The sequence below is a fragment of the Arthrobacter sp. Y3225209 genome (assembly GCF_059090685.1).
Genome location: NZ_JBNHFW010000006.1, coordinates 1 through 15583, shown reverse-complemented (window position 1 = coordinate 15583; position 15583 = coordinate 1). Strand labels below are relative to the sequence as shown.

Genomic DNA, 15583 nt, shown 5'->3' with positions numbered 1-15583 from the left:
TACCTGTTTCTGTGATCTGCATCACCATTGATGCTGACCGAACGCTACCGAACCTGTCCCGCGGCCGCCAACCAACGCGCCGAATGTGACGAACTCCGGGTACGCAAATGCCCCGGCGGATATCCGCCGGGGCATTTGCCAGCCGTTACCCGACGAGCTCTGTCGCCGGTTGGGACCGTAGGTTACTGGACGTCGTCATCAACCCAGTCGAAGGTCTTGGTGACGGCCTTCTTCCACAGGCGCATCTGGCGCTGCCGCTCGGAATCTTCCATCTGCGGGCTCCAGCGCTTGCCTTCATCCCAGTTCTGGGAGAGTTCCTCGGTGTCATTCCAGAATCCGACGGCCAGGCCGGCGGCGTAGGCGGCACCCAGCGCGGTGGTTTCAATGACCTTCGGGCGGACAACGTCCACGCCGAGGATGTCGGCCTGGAACTGCATGAGCTCATCATTGGCCACCATGCCGCCGTCAACGCGCAGTTCGGTCAGCGGAACACCGGAGTCAGCGTTCACGGCGTCAAGAACCTCGCGGGTCTGGAAGGCGGTGGCCTCCAGGGCGGCGCGTGCAATGTGGTTCTTGTTCACGTAACGGGTCAGGCCAACGATGGCGCCGCGGGCGTCGGAGCGCCAGTACGGTGCAAAGAGGCCGGAGAATGCCGGGACGATGTACACGCCGCCGTTATCCTCCACCTTGCGGGCCAGTTCTTCGATTTCCGGAGCGCTGTCGATCATGCCCAGGTTGTCCCGCAGCCACTGGATCAGGGACCCGGTAACCGCAATGGAGCCTTCCAGCGCGTAGACCGGCTTGGCGTCACCCAGCTGGTAGGCAACCGTGGTGATCAGGCCGTTCTCCGAACGGACAATTTCCTCGCCCGTGTTGAAGATCAGGAAGCAGCCCGTGCCGTAGGTGTTCTTCGCAGCACCCTTGGTGAAGGCTGCCTGGCCGAAGGTCGCGGCCTGCTGGTCACCCAGGATGCCGGCCACCGGGGTTTCGCGCAGCAGCTGCGAACCGGCCACCTGGCCGTACACCTCGGAGGAGGAACGGATTTCCGGCATCATGGACTTCGGCACGCCGAATTCCCGAAGGATGTCCTCATCCCAGGTCAGGGTTTCCAGGTTCATGAACAGCGTGCGGGACGCGTTGGTCACATCGGTGATGTGGACACCGCCGTCGGGTCCGCCGGTCAGGTTCCAGACGATCCAGGAATCCGTGTTGCCGAAGATGAGGTCCCCCGCCTCGGCCCGCTCCCGGGCCCCTTCGACATTGTCCAGGATCCACTTGATCTTTGTGCCGGAGAAGTACGTTGCCAGCGGCAGGCCAACGGTGTCCTTGAAGCGGTCCAGGCCGCCGTCCTTGGCCAATTCGTTGACGATCGGCTGGGTCCGGGTGTCCTGCCAGACAATGGCGTTGTACACCGGCTCGCCGGTCTTGCGGTCCCAGACAACGGCGGTTTCGCGCTGGTTGGTGATGCCCACCGCCGCGATGTCGTGCCGGGTCAGGTTTGCCTTGGACAGCGCGGTGCCGACAACCTCGCGCACATTGGTCCAGATTTCCTGCGGATCGTGCTCCACCCATCCGGCGTGCGGGAAGATCTGCTCGTGTTCCTTCTGCCCGGTGGAAACAATGCTTCCGTCATGGTCGAACACGATAGCCCGGCTGCTGGTGGTGCCCTGGTCGATGGCGATGATGTACCTGGGATTGTCAGGCATTGGTTCTGCTCCTTGAGTGGGGGTTTAGACGTATGGCCGGGCTGCGGCCGTGTGGGTTACAGCGGAAGGACGGGAAGGGGGATCTGGGCCCCCAGCAGGCCGCCCAGGGCGCCGCCGATGAGCGGACCGACAACCGGAACCCAGGAGTAGGACCAGTCGCTGTTGCCCTTGTTGCGGATGGGCAGCAGGGCGTGGACGATGCGGGGTCCGAGGTCACGTGCAGGGTTGATGGCGTAGCCGGTGGGGCCGCCGAGGGAGGCACCGATACCGAGAACGACCAGCGCGACGGCCAGCGGGCCGAGGCCCGACGGGGTACCTGCAAAGGCGACGATGGTGAAGACGAGGACAAACGTGCCCACGACCTCGGTGACAACGTTCCATCCGTAGGAGCGGATGGCCGGGCCGGTCGAGAAAACGCCCAGGATGTTGGCGGCGTCGGGTTCGTCGTCGAACTGCTTTTTGTACGCGAGCCAGGCGACAAAGGCGCCGATCATCGCGCCGACCATCTGTCCGGCGAAGTACACCAGCGTTGAGGCAAAGGAAACTTCGACACCGGGGGCATACTCGTCGGCGCCGCTTGCCCACAGGCCCACGGTGACGGCGGGGTTGATGTGCGCGCCGGAAATGGCGGCAGCGTAGACACCGGCAAATACACCGATTGCCCAACCAAAGTTGACCATCAGGAAGCCGCCGCCGGCTCCCTTCGTCTTGGCCAGGGCCACGTTGGCAACAACGCCGCAGCCGAGAATAATGAGAATGGCGGTACCCGCCAGCTCACTGATGAAAACTTCACCCAGAGTCACCATCGACTCCTCCGATCATTCGTATCTGTCCACAACCCAAGCGGGTGTGCGGACTCTTGGTTTCTATGCAACCAATCTTTTGCAAGAAGCGCCATTACCTTAGCCGACCTGTTTGTCGGCGCGCCAATCTTAGGGGGATGAAACAGGTAGTCAGGGCAGGATTTCAGCGCTGTGCCCCTGCCTCGGTAAAGTCGTCCTATGCAGCCGGCACCGAAAATCCCGCTCAATAACGGCGTCCTTATGGACCAGGTTGGCTTCGGCACCTACAAGGTGCCGTCCCAGGATGCGGCCGGACTGTGCCGTGAGGCCCTCACCGCCGGGTACCGCCATGTGGACACCGCGGCCCTGTACGGCAACGAAGCGGGCGTGGGTGAGGCTGTCCGTGGCTTCGTGGCGGACGGCGGTGCCAAGCGCAGCGATGTGTTTGTCACGTCGAAGGTCTGGAACAACGATCAGGGCTACGACACCACTCTGCAGGCCTTCGATGCTTCGATGTCCCGGCTGGGCCTGGACTACTTGGATCTCTACCTCATCCACTGGCCATGCCCTCAGCGCGGCGAGTATGTGAACACGTACCGGGCGCTCGAGGAGCTCTACGCTTCCGGCCGGGTCCGCGCCATCGGGGTCTCCAACTTCCAGCCCGCCCACCTCGAGCAGCTGCTGGAGGCAACAGGTATTGTTCCTGCGGTCAACCAGATTGAACTGCATCCCTGGCTGCAGCAGGACCAACTGCGCAGCCTGCATCAGCGGCTGGGTATTCAGACCGTGGCATGGAGCCCGCTCGGCCGCGGCGCCGTCCTGGCGGATCCGGTGGTTCTGCGGATTGCGGCGGAGCTGAACCGGACCCCTGCCCAGGTGATCCTGCGCTGGCACCTGGATTCGGGAAACGTGGTGATCCCCAAGGCCAGCACGCCGGAGCGGATCGCGGGCAATCTGGATGTTTTCTCCTTCGAACTCTCCGATGAACAGCGAGCCGCCATTGACGGCCTGGACCGTGGGCAGCGCTCGGGATCCCACCCGGACGAGGTCAACTGATGCCGGGCACCACGGCGGACCCGGCGTCGCATGCCGTCCCCGTGCAGCTCTCCCGGACAGCTGAGGCCCGCCCGATCACAGTTGCCGGAACGGCGCAGCGGTGCTGGGACTTCGCCCCTGCGGATACCGGCGCCGCAGGCAGTGCCGGGGACGACGCCGGCTTCCCTCCGGTTTTTATGGTCCACGGCTTTCGCGGCGACCACCACGGCCTGCTCCGTATTGTGGAGGCCCTCCCCCGCCACCGCGTACTCGTACCCGATCTGCCCGGCTTCGGCGAAGGCAGCCCGCTGCCCGGCCGGCATGATGTGCCGGCCTACGCCGGATTTGTCCGCACGGCCCTGGCGGAACTGGGCCTGGGCGCGGAAACGGTTCTGCTCGGGCACTCATTCGGATCCATCATCGCCTCCCGCGTTGCCGCCGAGTCCCCGGAGCTGATCAGCGAGCTGGTGCTGGTAAACCCCATCTGCGAGCCTGCCCTCGAAGGACCGAAGGCCATAACCAGCAAGGCTGCGGAGCTGTATTACCGGGCGGCAGCGGCGCTGCCGGAGAAACCGGGCATGGCGCTGCTGCGCAGTCCGCTGATTGTCCGCGGCATGAGCATGCTGATGGCCAAGACCAGGGAACCGGGGCTGCGCCGGTGGATCCACGGCCAGCACGATGCCTACTTCAGCGCCTTCGCCAACCGCACCGTGGTCCTTGATGCGTTCCGGGCGTCCATCTCCGAAACGGTGCGGGATGTGGCGGCCCGGCTTTCCATGCCCGTGCTGCTGGTGGCCGCTGAACTGGATGACATCGGTTCGGTTCGCGGGCAGCAGCATCTGGCCCGGACCATCCCGGATGCCGAACTGGTGATGCTGCCCGGCGTGGGGCACCTGGTGCACTACGAAAAGCCGAACGAAGCGGCGGCGGCCATCGAGGATTTCCTGGCCCGGAGGCATTCATGAGGATGCGGTTGGCGGTGGACGCCCGGTTCACCCGCACCGACCACCATGACGGCATCAGCCGGTACGGCGCCAGCCTGATCCGGGCGGTCAGCGAGCATGCCGACGTGCTGATGCTGATTTCGGACGAGCGCCAGCTGGCGCTGCTGCCGGATCTGCCGTGGGTGAAGATCAACAGCCCGATCTCCCCTGCCGAGCTCTTCGTAGCGCTCCGGGTTAACCGGCTGGGGGCTGACGCCGTTTTCTCGCCGATGCAGACCATGGGCAGCTGGGGGCGCAGGTATCCGCTGATTCTCACCCTGCACGATCTGATCTATTACCAGAACCCCACGCCCCCGGGGTTCCTGCCGCTGCCCGTGCGCGGACTGTGGCGCCTGTACCACCTGGCGTACTGGCCGCAACGGCTGCTGCTGAACCGCGCCGATGTTGTGGCCACCATCAGCGAAACCACCCGCGGCCTGATGGCCCGGCACCGGCTCACGCGCCGTCCGGTCAGGATGGTGGCCAACGCGCCGCAGGAGGGTTCGACGCCGAGGAACCCGGATGCCCCGGTGGAGAAGTCCCTGCTGTATATGGGCTCGTTTATGCCGTACAAAAACGTGGAAACCGTCATCCGGGGCATGGAGCACCTGCCGGGCTTCACGCTGCATCTGCTGAGCCGGATCAGTGACGAACGGCGTGCCGAACTGGAGGCGCTGGTACCGGCCGGCGCCCGGGTCCGGTTCCACAACGGCGTCAGCGATGAGGACTATGACCGGCTGCTGCGCCGGGCAACGGCCCTGGTCACGCTGTCCAGGGCCGAGGGCTACGGTCTGCCGGTCATCGAGGCGATGGCGGTAGGCACTCCCGTGGTGGCGAGCGACATTCCGATTTTCCGGGAGGTTTCGGGCGGCGCGGCACTGCTGGTGGACCCGGACTCCCCTGCCGGATTCGCGGACGCGGTACGTGCCCTGGCCGAGCCGGACCGGTGGCGAAAGGCGTCCGACGCCGGTGTCCGGCGGGCGAACGATTACGGCTGGGACGTCTCTGCCCGCCAGCTCATGGCAGCGGCCGGGGAGGCTGTCCGCCTGTTCCCCGGCCGCCGCCGTCGTCCTTAGTCCCTCGTCCGTAGTCCCTCGTCCGTAGTCCCTCGCCAGCTGCCCTGCTGCTCAGCCCAGGTTGACGATCATCTTGCCCTTGTTGGCGCCCTTCATCAGGTCAATGAAGGCCTGGGGCGCATTTTCGAGGCCGTCCACGAAGGTTTCGTCATAGCTGACCGCGCCTTCCTGCAGCCACGTGGCCATTTGGGTGTTGAACTCGTCCACATACCGGCTGTAGCTGCCCACAATGAATCCGCGCAGGGTGATTTCCTTGCCGATGGCGAGGGCCAGGTTGCGGGGGCCGGAGGCGGCGCCCTTGTCGTTGTACTGGGAAATCGCACCGCACATGGCCACCCGGCCGCCCTTGTTCATCACCGAGAGTGCGGCTTCAAGGTGCTCGCCTCCCACGTTGTCGAAGTAGACGTCAATGCCGTCCGCACCGGCGGCCTGCTTCAGCGAGTCCTTCACGGGACCGTCGTGGTAGTTGAAGGCCTCGTCGAAGCCGAGGTCAAGCAGGCGCTGGACTTTTTCCGCCGAACCGGCGCTGCCAATGACCTTCTTTGCTCCCATGACCTTCGCGATCTGGCCGACCAGTGAGCCAACGGCGCCGGCTGCCCCGGAGACGAACACCACGTCCCCTTCCCGAAACTCGGCCACCTTGGTCAGGCCGATGTAGGCGGTTTCACCCGGCATGCCGAGCACACCCAGATACGCACTGGCCGGGGCCAGATCGGTATCGATGACACGTGCACGGGCCCCGTCCAGGACTGCGTAGTCGCGCCAGCCGAGCCAGTGCACCACCTTGTCGCCGGGCTTGTGCGCGTCCGAGCGGGATTCCACCACTTCACCGATGGCTCCGCCTTCCAGCGGGGCGTCGAGCTTAAAGGGCGGGACGTAGGATTTCACGTCGTTCATGCGCCCGCGCATGTAGGGGTCCACGGACATGTGCAGGTTGCGCACAAGCACCTGCCCGTCCTGCAGTTCCGGGACCGGCACCTCGGTGAGGCGGAAGTTCTCTTCCGACGGCCACCCCGTGGGGCGGGAAGCAAGGTGGATTTCGCGGCCGGTTTCGGGGTACGTGCTCATCAATTGAACCTAACTGTTGGGATGGATGGTGCGGATGGTCTTACCGTGACGGTGCCTCATGGTCCTTCACCACCGCCTGCCGCAGTGCCGAATTCACCTTCGCCAGCGTGTCCTGCAGGCTGCGCAGTTCCTCCGGGTCGAGGCCGGCAGCCGCCGCAACGCGGTCAGGAAGGTCCCGGGACTTCTGTTCCAGGGCGCGGCCTGCAGCAGTGAGGTGGACCCGGACCCGTCGTTCGTCCTCGACGGCGCGGTGGCGCTGCACCAGTGCTGCCGCTTCCAGGCGTTTAATCAGCGGCGAGAGTGTGCCCGAGTCCAGTTCCAACGCCTGCCCCAGGTCCCGGACGCTTTGCCCGTCCTGTTCCCAGAGCAGGGTCATCACGAGGAACTGCGGGTAGGTGAGGTTCAGTTCCTCGAGCATGGGCCGGTACAGGGACGTGGCCGCACGGGAGGCGGAGTACAGCGAAAAGCACACCTGACGCTGCAGTGATTCGTTCATCCGCCCACCCTAGGACACGATTCAATTGTGCACAACCAAGTGGTGCACCAACCGTGGGTGCACCACAGCTGTGCCGGACATACTTCCGGGACCGGCCGTTGGTTCCCGGCTACAGCAGGCTCCGGCGCATAGGCTGTGCGGATGCACTCCCCTACAGTTCCGGTCACCGATTACCGCCGCACCGCCAGCCGCCGGCCCTGGGCCGGCCTGCCCGCGCCCGTCCGGCAGGAACTGACGGACCTGCTGGGCGGCAGCGTCACGTCCGTACGGCCGGCCGGCGGAGGGTTTACGCCGGGATTCGCCGCAGTGCTCTCCCACGGCGAAGGGCGCAGCATTTTCGTGAAGGCGGCACCGGCGTCGGACGCGTTTGTCTACCCCGCCTACGCACGGGAGGCCCAGGTGGCCCCGCTCCTGCCTCCGGACATGCCGGCGCCCCGCCTGCTGGGTACCCGCACCGTCACCGCCGCGGACACGGACTGGCTTCTCCTGGCCTACGAGGCCGTGGACGGAACAATGCCCGGGCACCCGTGGACCGGGACGGACCTCGCCGCGATAGAGGCATCCTGCACCGCATCAATCCGTCTTCTGTCGAACTTCCCGGGGCACCTCTCCAGCAGCCCGGTTTCACAGGACATCACCGCGGTTCCGTCCCCGTTCCAGGCTGTGGCCGACGGCGGGGCGGCGCCCTGGTTCCTGCCGTCCCTCACCGCCGGTGATGCCCGCCGCCTGCAGGAGCTGTGGGAGCTCAGCCCGGAAGCCCTGGCCGGGGACTCCGTGCTGCACGGTGACCTTCGGCCGGACAATATCCTGCTGCGCTCGGGCAAGGCCCTGTTCTGTGACTGGAACTTCCTGGGCACCGGTGCGGCGTGGATCGACTGGGTGGGGGTGCTGCCCTACGCGCGCGGCGGCGGTCTCGACGTCGATTCCTGGCTAACGCGGTCCGCGCTCACCCGCGGGGTTCCGCCCGAGCATATCGATGCATTCCTGGCGGCACTGCTGGCCTACATGATCCATTCCGGATGCCAGCCGGACGTCGAGTCGAGCCCGCAACTGCGCAGCCACGGGCGGCACACTGCACAGCTGATCCACGCCTGGACCTTAAGCCGGTGGGCACAGAAATAACACTTGGCACTCTAGCCATGAGAGTGCTAATCTCTTTTCGCAAGTTGAGTGACACTGACTCAACTTTGAAACCGGATACCGCTTGTCTCAAGCGATCGAATGGAGGAGTTGATTTCTTATGGCTATGAAGTTTGATCCGTTCCAGGAACTCGACCGGATGGCACAGGCCCTGCGCGGGGAAGGTTCCCTGCGCGGCATGCCCATGGACCTCTACCGGCAGGGCGACCACTACATTCTTGCGGCCGATCTCCCGGGCATCGACCCCGGATCCATCGACGTCGACGTTGACGGCCAGCTCCTGACCATCCGTGCCCAGCGCACGCTGCACGGCGCTGACGGGGTGAAGTGGCTGACCCGGGAACGTGAAAGCGGATCCTTCCTGCGCCAGCTGAACCTGGGACAGGGCATCGACACCGAGAGGATTGCCGCCAGCTACGAGAACGGCGTCCTGAGCGTGACCATTCCGGTGAGCGAGAAAGCCAAGCCGCGCAAGATTGCCGTCCAGGCGCCGGCGGATGGCGCGGTAATCCAGCAGGACGAACAGCGTGAGGCGGTATCCGCCTAGCGGCACGGACGCAAGAGGGAACGCCCGTCCGGCGGGCGGGACACCGATAGGCGCCAAGGGGTCCGGGAATATCTCCCGGGCCCCTTTTTTGCCTGCCGCAGGCGGTGGCCAATGTCACCGGCAGCGGATTCGGGCACGGCCTCCGGATGGCGGGATACTGGGTGTTAATCGGCTTTTTCTCCACGGGAAAGAGGGATGACGTTGCGAATGCCCACCATCAACCGTCCGGGCTGGATGATCCACGGCGTGCCCCGCGGGCTCCTGGGCCGGCTCTCCCGGCTGGGTACCGCAGCCCAGCTCTCGCTGCTGTCCCTGCTGGGTGCGGCAGCGGTGCTGCTGGAACTGTTGTAGCCGTGGGCCCGGGTTAGAGGACGTCTATTCCGTCGACCCGTACGTAAACAGGATCTCCGGTACGCCTGGCAGATGCTGCGGCTTTGGTGGAGCGCAGGGCAGCCGTAACGGCCGGTGCCGCCGCATAGGGGAAGAAAAGCAGTGTGCGGAAGCGGCCGCCTGCCCCGCCGAGCTGGCCGTCCCGGACCTCCCGTGCCTCCGTACCCGTTCCCGCTTCCGCCAGCGGCGCCGGTCCCACGGTTCGCGTACCGTCCGGCAGCCCCAGCCGTGCAATGAAGGCATCGAGGCCTTCCCTGGACCCGGTCAGTTCCGCATAGCGGACGGCAGGGGGCAGCCCGAGTTCGCGCCGCAGTTCCAGCTCCCGTTCGGCTGCGCCGGCCGGGTCCCAGCGCAGCAGGTGTCCCACGGTGGTGCTGTCATCGGCGGTGGCCACCACCAGTCCCTTTTCGCCAGCCGGCCGCACCAGTGCCGCAGCACTGAACCAGCGGCGCAGCGTATCCTCGCCGGCCCGCAGCGATTCGCGGGAAAGCATCGCGTTGCCGTCCAGCAGGATGGCTGCAGCGTAGCCGCCCGGCGCCACCGGCTCCGCGCCGGGCGTGGCAACCACCAGTGCCGGGGCATCGGGAATCTCGGCACGGACGTGGTCTCCGGCCGATGAGATCACCGTGGTGGAGGGAAACGCGCGGCCCAGCTCTTCGGCTGTGCGTCCTGCCCCCGCAGTGGAGCCGCGCAGGTGCACTCCCCCGCAGTTGCTGCAGTGCCACATAGGCTCCGGCCGGCCACACCAGCGGCAGGCCGGAGTACCGTTGCGACTGGCCAGCCCCAACGGGCCCGAGCAGTTCCGGCACCGCGCCGGTTCCCGGCAGTCCTGGCAGGACAGTGCCGGCGAAAAGCCGGTGCGTGCCACCTGGACCAGCACCGGACCGCGGGTCAGCCCGTCCTGTGCCGCTTTCCAGGCGGTGTGCGGTATCCGTGCCCTGGCAGCCAGCGGGTCCCGCTCCATGGTGAAGGAATCGGCGGTGCTGACCACCCGGGGCGCCGAGGCACGCACCGTGGAGCGCTCCGCAGCAATCCCTGCGGCCCAGCCGCTGGCCACCAGCCGCTGGGCCTCCGTGCTGCGCGAATGCGATGCCAGGAGCAATGCTGCCCCCTCCAGCTCGGCCCGCAGCAGCAGCACATCACGGGCATGCTGATAGGGTGCCCGCTGTTCGGCATGCAGATCATCGGCGTCGTCCCAGATCACGGCCAGTCCCAGATCCACCACCGGAGCATACGCGGCGGAACGGGTGCCGATAGCCACCCGGACATCCCCGTGCAGCAGCTGCAGGAAACTGCGGTAGCGCGGGGTGGGGCCGTCTTCGGCGGTGAGCCGGACGAAGGCGTCGGCGCCTATCCGGGCGGTGAGCGCCGTTTGCAGCCGGGCAAGATCCTTGTTGTCGGGCACCACCACCACGGCGCCCCGGCCGGAGATCAGCGTGGACCGGACCGCTTCGGCCACTTCAGCGGGCCAGTCGCGCGGGCCGTAGCCGCCCAGCGAGGAGAGTACGGCGCGCGGACTGTGCCCGGCGGCAAGATGGGTCAGGAAGCGGGGACCGTGCGGATACCGCGCAAACGGGTTGACGCCGGCGCCCTCCGGGCCGGGCAGGACATCTTCCGTTCCGCCCGGAACCCCGGCCGGAGGCTCCCCCGCCCGGGTCTGCAGCCGGGCCTCGGGGGTGAACTCCTTATCCACCCTGGCGGCCCGGGGCGGGATGGCCACTCGCAGTACGTCATGCACGGTGCCGGCATAGCGGGCGGCAACTGCTTCGGCCAGGCGCAGGATCCGGGGGGTCAGTACAGGCTGGGGGGAAATAACCTTTCCCAGCGGCATCAGCCGCGCGGTGGTATCCGCTTCGGCGGCACGTTCGGTGATGAAGCCCGGCAGTTCCTGGCCTCCGAACCGAACCTTCACGCGTGCTCCCGGCACGGCATCCCGGTCGAGTTCGTCAGGAACCAGATAGTCGAACGGCCGGTCCAGGTGCGGCAGCGGCGAGTCCAGCAGCACGCGGGCAATCGGGAGCACTGGTGCAGCCCGGGCCTTGCCTACGGGCTTGGCCGACGGCGCGAAGCCGTGCAGCAGGGAAAGCTGCACGGCTTCATCGGAGCGATCCGCGGCCATGGCGGTACTACACGTTGAAGTAGCTGCGGAGGTCCTCGACCTTGTCCTTGCGCTCCCAGGTGAAGCCTTCATCCTCGCGGCCGAAGTGGCCGTGGGCGGCTGTGCGCTGGTAGATGGGACGCTTCAGGTCCAGTCCGTTGATGATGCCCAGCGGGCGCAGGTCAAAGACTTCCTGCACGGCGTCGGCAATACGGGCCGGGTCCACCGTTTCGGTGCCGAAGGTCTCCACGTAGATACCCACGGGGCGGGCCATGCCGATGGCGTAGGCAATCTGGATTTCCGCGCGCCGGGCCAGGCCGGCGGCCACCACGTTTTTGGCCACCCAGCGCATGGCGTAGGCCGCGGAGCGGTCCACCTTGCTCGGATCCTTGCCGCTGAACGCTCCCCCGCCGTGGCGGGCGAATCCGCCGTAGGTGTCCACAATGATCTTGCGTCCGGTCAGTCCGGCATCCCCCACCGGGCCGCCGATAACAAAGGGACCGCCGGGGTTGATGATGTGCCGGACCTCGGAAATGTCCAGGTCGGTGCCTGCCAGCACCGGGTTGATGACGTGGGCCGCCATGTCGGCGCGCAGCTGCTCAAGATCAAGATCGGCGGCGTGCTGGGTGGAGACCACCACGGAGTCCACGGATACGGGGCGGTCTCCGTCGTAGCCGATGGTGACCTGGGTTTTCCCGTCCGGGCGCAGGTACGGGAGCGTTCCGTCCTTGCGGACTGTGGTGAGCCGCTCCGAGAGACGGTGGGCCAGCCAGATGGGGGTGGGCATCAGGACGGAGGTTTCGTCGCTGGCGTAGCCGAACATGATGCCCTGGTCCCCGGCGCCCTGGGCGTCATAGGGGTCCTCAACCTTGCCGGTGCGGTTCTCCAGTGAGTTGAACACGCCGGAGGCAATTTCCGGGGACTGCTGGCCGATGGAAACGGAAACGCCGCAGCGGGCGCCGTCAAAGCCGTTGGCCGAGGAGTCATAACCGATGTCGAGGATGGTGTCGCGGACCAGCTGCGGGATCTCAACGTATCCCTCGGTGGTCACCTCGCCGGCTACATGGACCAGGCCGGTGGTTACGAGTGTTTCGACGGCTACCCGGGATTCGGGATCAACCTTGAGCAGGCCGTCGAGGATTGCGTCACTGATCTGGTCACAGATTTTGTCCGGGTGGCCTTCAGTGACGGATTCCGAGGTGAAAAGGCGCAGGTTGGACTGCGTCTTGGGAGAGGCGGAAGTAGAAGTCACAGCATTTACTCTACCGGGCGGCCCGGACACTCCCCGAACCGCCCGCATGCGTGCTCAGGTCTGTCAGGGGCGGCGGGCAGCCAGTTCGGCGGCAATCCTTGCAATGATGCGTGCCGAAACCTCGGTTTTGCTGCCGGCCGCGCTTTCCCCGGCGGACCCGGCGGGCTCTGCCGGTGAGAGAATCCTCACCTCGGTCTGGTCCTGGCCGAAGACCAGCGACTTGCCAACCTGGTTCAGGACTAGCAGGTCGCAGCCCTTGCGGGCCAGCTTCCGGCGGCCGTATTCCAGGACATCAGTGGTCGCGTCGCCGGTTTCCGCAGCGAACCCCACGATAAGTGCCGGCGTGGCACCGGTGCCCCGGGCCTGCACGATCTCCTGGAGAATGTCCGGGTTGCGCACCAGCGTGATCACCGGGTCGGCAGTGTCGTCGCTCTTTTTGATCTTGGTCTCCACCACCTTGTCCGGGCGGAAGTCGGCGACGGCGGCAGCCATCACCACGACGTCGGAGTCGGCGGCAGCCTTGTGTACCGCCTCGCGCAGTTCAAGGGCGGTTTCCACCCGCACCAGTTCGACGCCGCCGGGCGCCGGAACCTCCATGTGCGCGGCGATCAGCCGTACCCGGGCACCGGCGGCGAGGGCTGCTTCGGCCAGTGCGGTGCCCTGTTTCCCTGACGAACGGTTGCCCAGGAACCGGACCGGATCCAGGGGCTCACGGGTTCCGCCGGCCGTGACCGTGACGGTAATGCCGGACAGCAGGCCGGAAAGCTCTCCGGCCGAACCGGGGGCCTCTTCCACAGCGGCAAGGGCGGCGGTGAAGATGGTTTCAGGTTCGGGCAGGCGGCCCGGGCCGGAATCCCGGCCGGTCAGCCGACCCACTGCGGGATCGATCACGACGGCGCCGCGGCTGCGCAGGGTGGCCACGTTGGCCACGGTGGCGGGATGCGCCCACATCTCAGTGTGCATGGCCGGGGCAAACACCACCGGGCCGCGGGCCATCAGCAGGGTGTTGGTCAGCAGGTCATTGGCCTGCCCCGTTGCAGCCCGGGCCAGCAGATCCGCGGTGGCCGGAGCCACCACAATCAGGTCCGCCTCATGGCCCAGGCGCACATGGTTGACTTTGTCCACCTCGTCGAACACCGACGTGGACACGGGGTTCCCGGAAAGTGCTTCCCAGGTGGCAACCCCGACAAACCGGGTGGAGGATTCGGTGGGGACAACGGTGACGTTGTGCCCGGCCTCGGTAAAAAGCCGCAGCAGCGACGCAGCCTTGTAGGCGGCGATTCCGCCGCCCACACCCAGAACTATGCGCACGTTGCTGCCTTCCCCCGGTGAACTGCCGCTGCTTATTCGGCGGTCTCGTTCGGGCGGACCACCAGCATGCCGTCATTGATCTCGCGCAGGGCGATGGACAGCGGCTTTTCGTTCAGCTTGGTTTCCACGAGCGGGCCGACATACTCGAACAGACCCTCGTGCAGCTGGGAGTAGTAGGCGTTGATCTGGCGGGCACGCTTGGCACCGTAGATGACCAGCGCGTACTTGGAATCGGCTGCTTCGAGCAGGTCGTCGATCGGCGGGTTGATGATGCCTTCAGACACAGGGTTCTCCAAAATTCTTGAACGGGATTCGCGGTTTGTCAGCGCTGGCGCGGACTGATTCCCATGAGTGATACAAGCTCAGCTGCAGCCCGCTGGACGTCATCATTAATGACGGTGTGATCGAACTCGGACTCGGCAGCAAGTTCCAGTTTAGCTGTTTCCAGCCGTTGCTGCTGCTCTTCGGGCGTTTCCGTGCCGCGCCCGACCAGACGGCGGACCATTTCGTCCCAGGTGGGCGGGGCCAGGAAGACGAAATTTGCCTCCGGCATGGACTTCTTGACCTGCCGGGCACCCTGCAGGTCAATCTCCAGGAGCACGCTGCGGCCTTCGGCCATGGCGGCCTCAACGGTGCGGCGAAGGGTTCCATAGCGGTTGCGGCCGTGGACTACGGCCCATTCCAGCATCTGGTCCTGCTCGATCATGGAATCGAACTCTTCGGCGCTGACGAAGAAGTAGTGCACACCGTCTTCTTCGCCGGGGCGCGGGGCCCTGGTGGTGGCGGATACGGAAAGCCAGACCTCGGGATAGTTGTCCCGGATGTAGGTGGATACAGTGCCCTTGCCAACTGCGGTTGGACCTGCCAGAACTGTCAGCCGCGGTTGCGACACGTAAACCTCATTCACTCGGTGTTTCTTTGGTGGTGCCGGGACCTCAGTGGTGATCCAGCAGGTCGATCAGCGCCTTGCGCTGATGCACTCCCAGCCCCCGGACCCGGCGGGTAGGCGCTATACCTACCGTAGCCATTATTCCAGCTGCGCGGCGTTCCCCGACACCAGGCAGTGCGCGGAGCAGATCCATCACTTTCAGCCTGCCCACTGCTTCCTCTCCGGAACGGGAAAGAATGACTTCTTCAATGGAGAGGTCCCCGGATTTAATACGTGACTTGATGTCGGCGCGGACGGCCCGGGCCGCTGTGGCTTTTTCCCGGGCCCGGGTGCGCTCGGCTTCTGTCAGTGGCTTGAGGTTCAAAAGACACTCCCGAACGAAGACGTACCGCTGTCAGCGGCTCTGCTGGTAGCTCCGAACCTATCCGCATTGGAAGCCCAATTGCAATGGAGCCGTCTCAGCGGTCCGTGCCGCTCCGTCCGCCGTTACCCTGCGGCCGCCAGCTCCCGTCCGGTCTGCAGGGCGGCTTCCCGCAGCTTCTGCGGATCGGGTCCGGCCCGCAGGATTCCACGGCTGGAGGTGGCCAGCACATTGGGATAGGCGGCCCCGAAGGTCACGGCCAGATCTGCTGCCGTGGCCCCCTGCGCACCCAGTCCGGGCGCCAGCAGCGGCGCGCGCGTGGCAGCGAGGTCAATTCCCAGATCCGTGAGCGCGGTACCCACCGTAGCCCCCACCACCAGGCCCACGGAGCCCAGGCCGCCGTCCGCGGTGCCCTCAGTGCCAGTGCCGTTCTCTGCCGCTGCGGCGGC

General features: G+C 66.1%; 16 protein-coding genes and 1 pseudogene. 6 read left to right on the top strand and 11 right to left on the bottom strand.

Annotated features, from left to right (window positions below; genetic code table 11):
• Window positions 1-182: 182 nt before the first annotated feature.
• Both glpK and AC5RVB_RS05330 read right to left on the bottom strand, forming a co-directional pair.
• Window positions 183-1706 (bottom strand): glycerol kinase GlpK, encoded by a 1524-nt coding sequence (gene glpK, locus AC5RVB_RS05335; protein WP_227901783.1) that lies wholly within the window; start codon window positions 1704-1706, stop codon window positions 183-185.
• Window positions 1707-1762: 56 nt separating this feature from the next.
• On the bottom strand, window positions 1763-2509 hold the full coding sequence (locus AC5RVB_RS05330; RefSeq protein ID WP_227901976.1) for an MIP/aquaporin family protein: 747 nt from the start codon (window positions 2507-2509) through the stop codon (window positions 1763-1765).
• 198 nt (window positions 2510-2707) lie between these two features.
• On the opposite strand from AC5RVB_RS05330, the gene AC5RVB_RS05325 reads away from it, so the two are divergent.
• Genes AC5RVB_RS05325 through AC5RVB_RS05315 form a run of 3 tightly spaced genes read left to right on the top strand, consistent with a single transcriptional unit; the run spans window position 2708 to window position 5582 of the window.
• Window positions 2708-3544: an aldo/keto reductase gene (locus AC5RVB_RS05325; RefSeq protein ID WP_494142155.1), complete on the top strand. Its 837-nt coding sequence runs from the start codon at window positions 2708-2710 to the stop codon at window positions 3542-3544.
• Window positions 3544-4488 (top strand): alpha/beta fold hydrolase, encoded by a 945-nt coding sequence (locus tag AC5RVB_RS05320; RefSeq protein WP_494142154.1) that lies wholly within the window; start codon window positions 3544-3546, stop codon window positions 4486-4488. The genes AC5RVB_RS05325 and AC5RVB_RS05320 overlap by 1 nt, the downstream gene beginning before the upstream one ends.
• 2 nt (window positions 4489-4490) lie before the next feature.
• A complete protein-coding gene (locus tag AC5RVB_RS05315; protein ID WP_494142198.1) occupies window positions 4491-5582 on the top strand; it encodes a glycosyltransferase family 4 protein in 1092 nt (363 codons plus the stop codon).
• A gap of 51 nt (window positions 5583-5633) precedes the next feature.
• Here the strand turns inward: AC5RVB_RS05315 and AC5RVB_RS05310 are convergent, their stop codons facing one another.
• The gene (locus AC5RVB_RS05310; RefSeq protein WP_290245007.1) at window positions 5634-6650 is read right to left on the bottom strand and encodes an NADP-dependent oxidoreductase; all 1017 of its coding nucleotides are present in this window, start codon (window positions 6648-6650) and stop codon (window positions 5634-5636) included.
• A 40-nt stretch (window positions 6651-6690) separates the two neighbouring features.
• Entirely contained in the window at window positions 6691-7146 is a 456-nt protein-coding gene (locus tag AC5RVB_RS05305) for a MarR family winged helix-turn-helix transcriptional regulator (protein ID WP_227927761.1), read from the bottom strand.
• A 141-nt stretch (window positions 7147-7287) separates the two neighbouring features.
• Between AC5RVB_RS05305 and AC5RVB_RS05300 the strand changes: the two genes are divergently transcribed.
• The 3 genes from AC5RVB_RS05300 (at window position 7288) to AC5RVB_RS05290 (ending at window position 9184) form a co-directional block, all read left to right on the top strand.
• Window positions 7288-8268: a phosphotransferase gene (locus tag AC5RVB_RS05300; RefSeq protein WP_494142153.1), complete on the top strand. Its 981-nt coding sequence runs from the start codon at window positions 7288-7290 to the stop codon at window positions 8266-8268.
• Window positions 8269-8386: 118 nt separating this feature from the next.
• Complete coding sequence (locus AC5RVB_RS05295) at window positions 8387-8833, top strand: Hsp20/alpha crystallin family protein (RefSeq protein WP_227901777.1); 447 nt, start codon at window positions 8387-8389, stop codon at window positions 8831-8833.
• 207 nt (window positions 8834-9040) lie between these two features.
• Complete coding sequence (locus AC5RVB_RS05290; RefSeq protein WP_290245005.1) at window positions 9041-9184, top strand: hypothetical protein; 144 nt, start codon at window positions 9041-9043, stop codon at window positions 9182-9184.
• Window positions 9185-9197: 13 nt separating this feature from the next.
• On the opposite strand, the gene AC5RVB_RS05285 is transcribed toward AC5RVB_RS05290, so the two are convergent.
• From AC5RVB_RS05285 to AC5RVB_RS05255, 7 genes and pseudogenes are all read right to left on the bottom strand, one after another.
• Window positions 9198-11342 carry a primosomal protein N' gene (locus AC5RVB_RS05285; protein WP_494142152.1) on the bottom strand — a complete coding sequence of 715 codons (2145 nt, stop codon included), beginning with the start codon at window positions 11340-11342 and terminating at the stop codon, window positions 9198-9200.
• A gap of 7 nt (window positions 11343-11349) precedes the next feature.
• Complete coding sequence (gene metK / locus AC5RVB_RS05280) at window positions 11350-12573, bottom strand: methionine adenosyltransferase (RefSeq protein ID WP_494142151.1); 1224 nt, start codon at window positions 12571-12573, stop codon at window positions 11350-11352.
• 63 nt (window positions 12574-12636) lie between these two features.
• Window positions 12637-13920, bottom strand: coding sequence for a bifunctional phosphopantothenoylcysteine decarboxylase/phosphopantothenate--cysteine ligase CoaBC (coaBC, locus tag AC5RVB_RS05275; RefSeq protein ID WP_494142197.1), 1284 nt, complete (start codon window positions 13918-13920; stop codon window positions 12637-12639).
• Window positions 13917-14180, bottom strand: a complete 264-nt coding sequence (rpoZ, locus tag AC5RVB_RS05270; RefSeq protein WP_186764241.1) for a DNA-directed RNA polymerase subunit omega — start codon at window positions 14178-14180, stop codon at window positions 13917-13919. Before rpoZ ends, coaBC begins: the two co-directional genes overlap by 4 nt.
• 26 nt (window positions 14181-14206) lie before the next feature.
• A complete protein-coding gene (gmk, locus tag AC5RVB_RS05265; RefSeq protein WP_227927755.1) occupies window positions 14207-14791 on the bottom strand; it encodes a guanylate kinase in 585 nt (194 codons plus the stop codon).
• A gap of 28 nt (window positions 14792-14819) precedes the next feature.
• Window positions 14820-15137, bottom strand: a complete 318-nt coding sequence (gene mihF / locus AC5RVB_RS05260) for an integration host factor, actinobacterial type (RefSeq protein WP_227901770.1) — start codon at window positions 15135-15137, stop codon at window positions 14820-14822.
• Between the two features lie 122 nt (window positions 15138-15259).
• Window positions 15260-15583, bottom strand: a pseudogene (locus AC5RVB_RS05255) (orotidine-5'-phosphate decarboxylase); the annotation flags it as partial.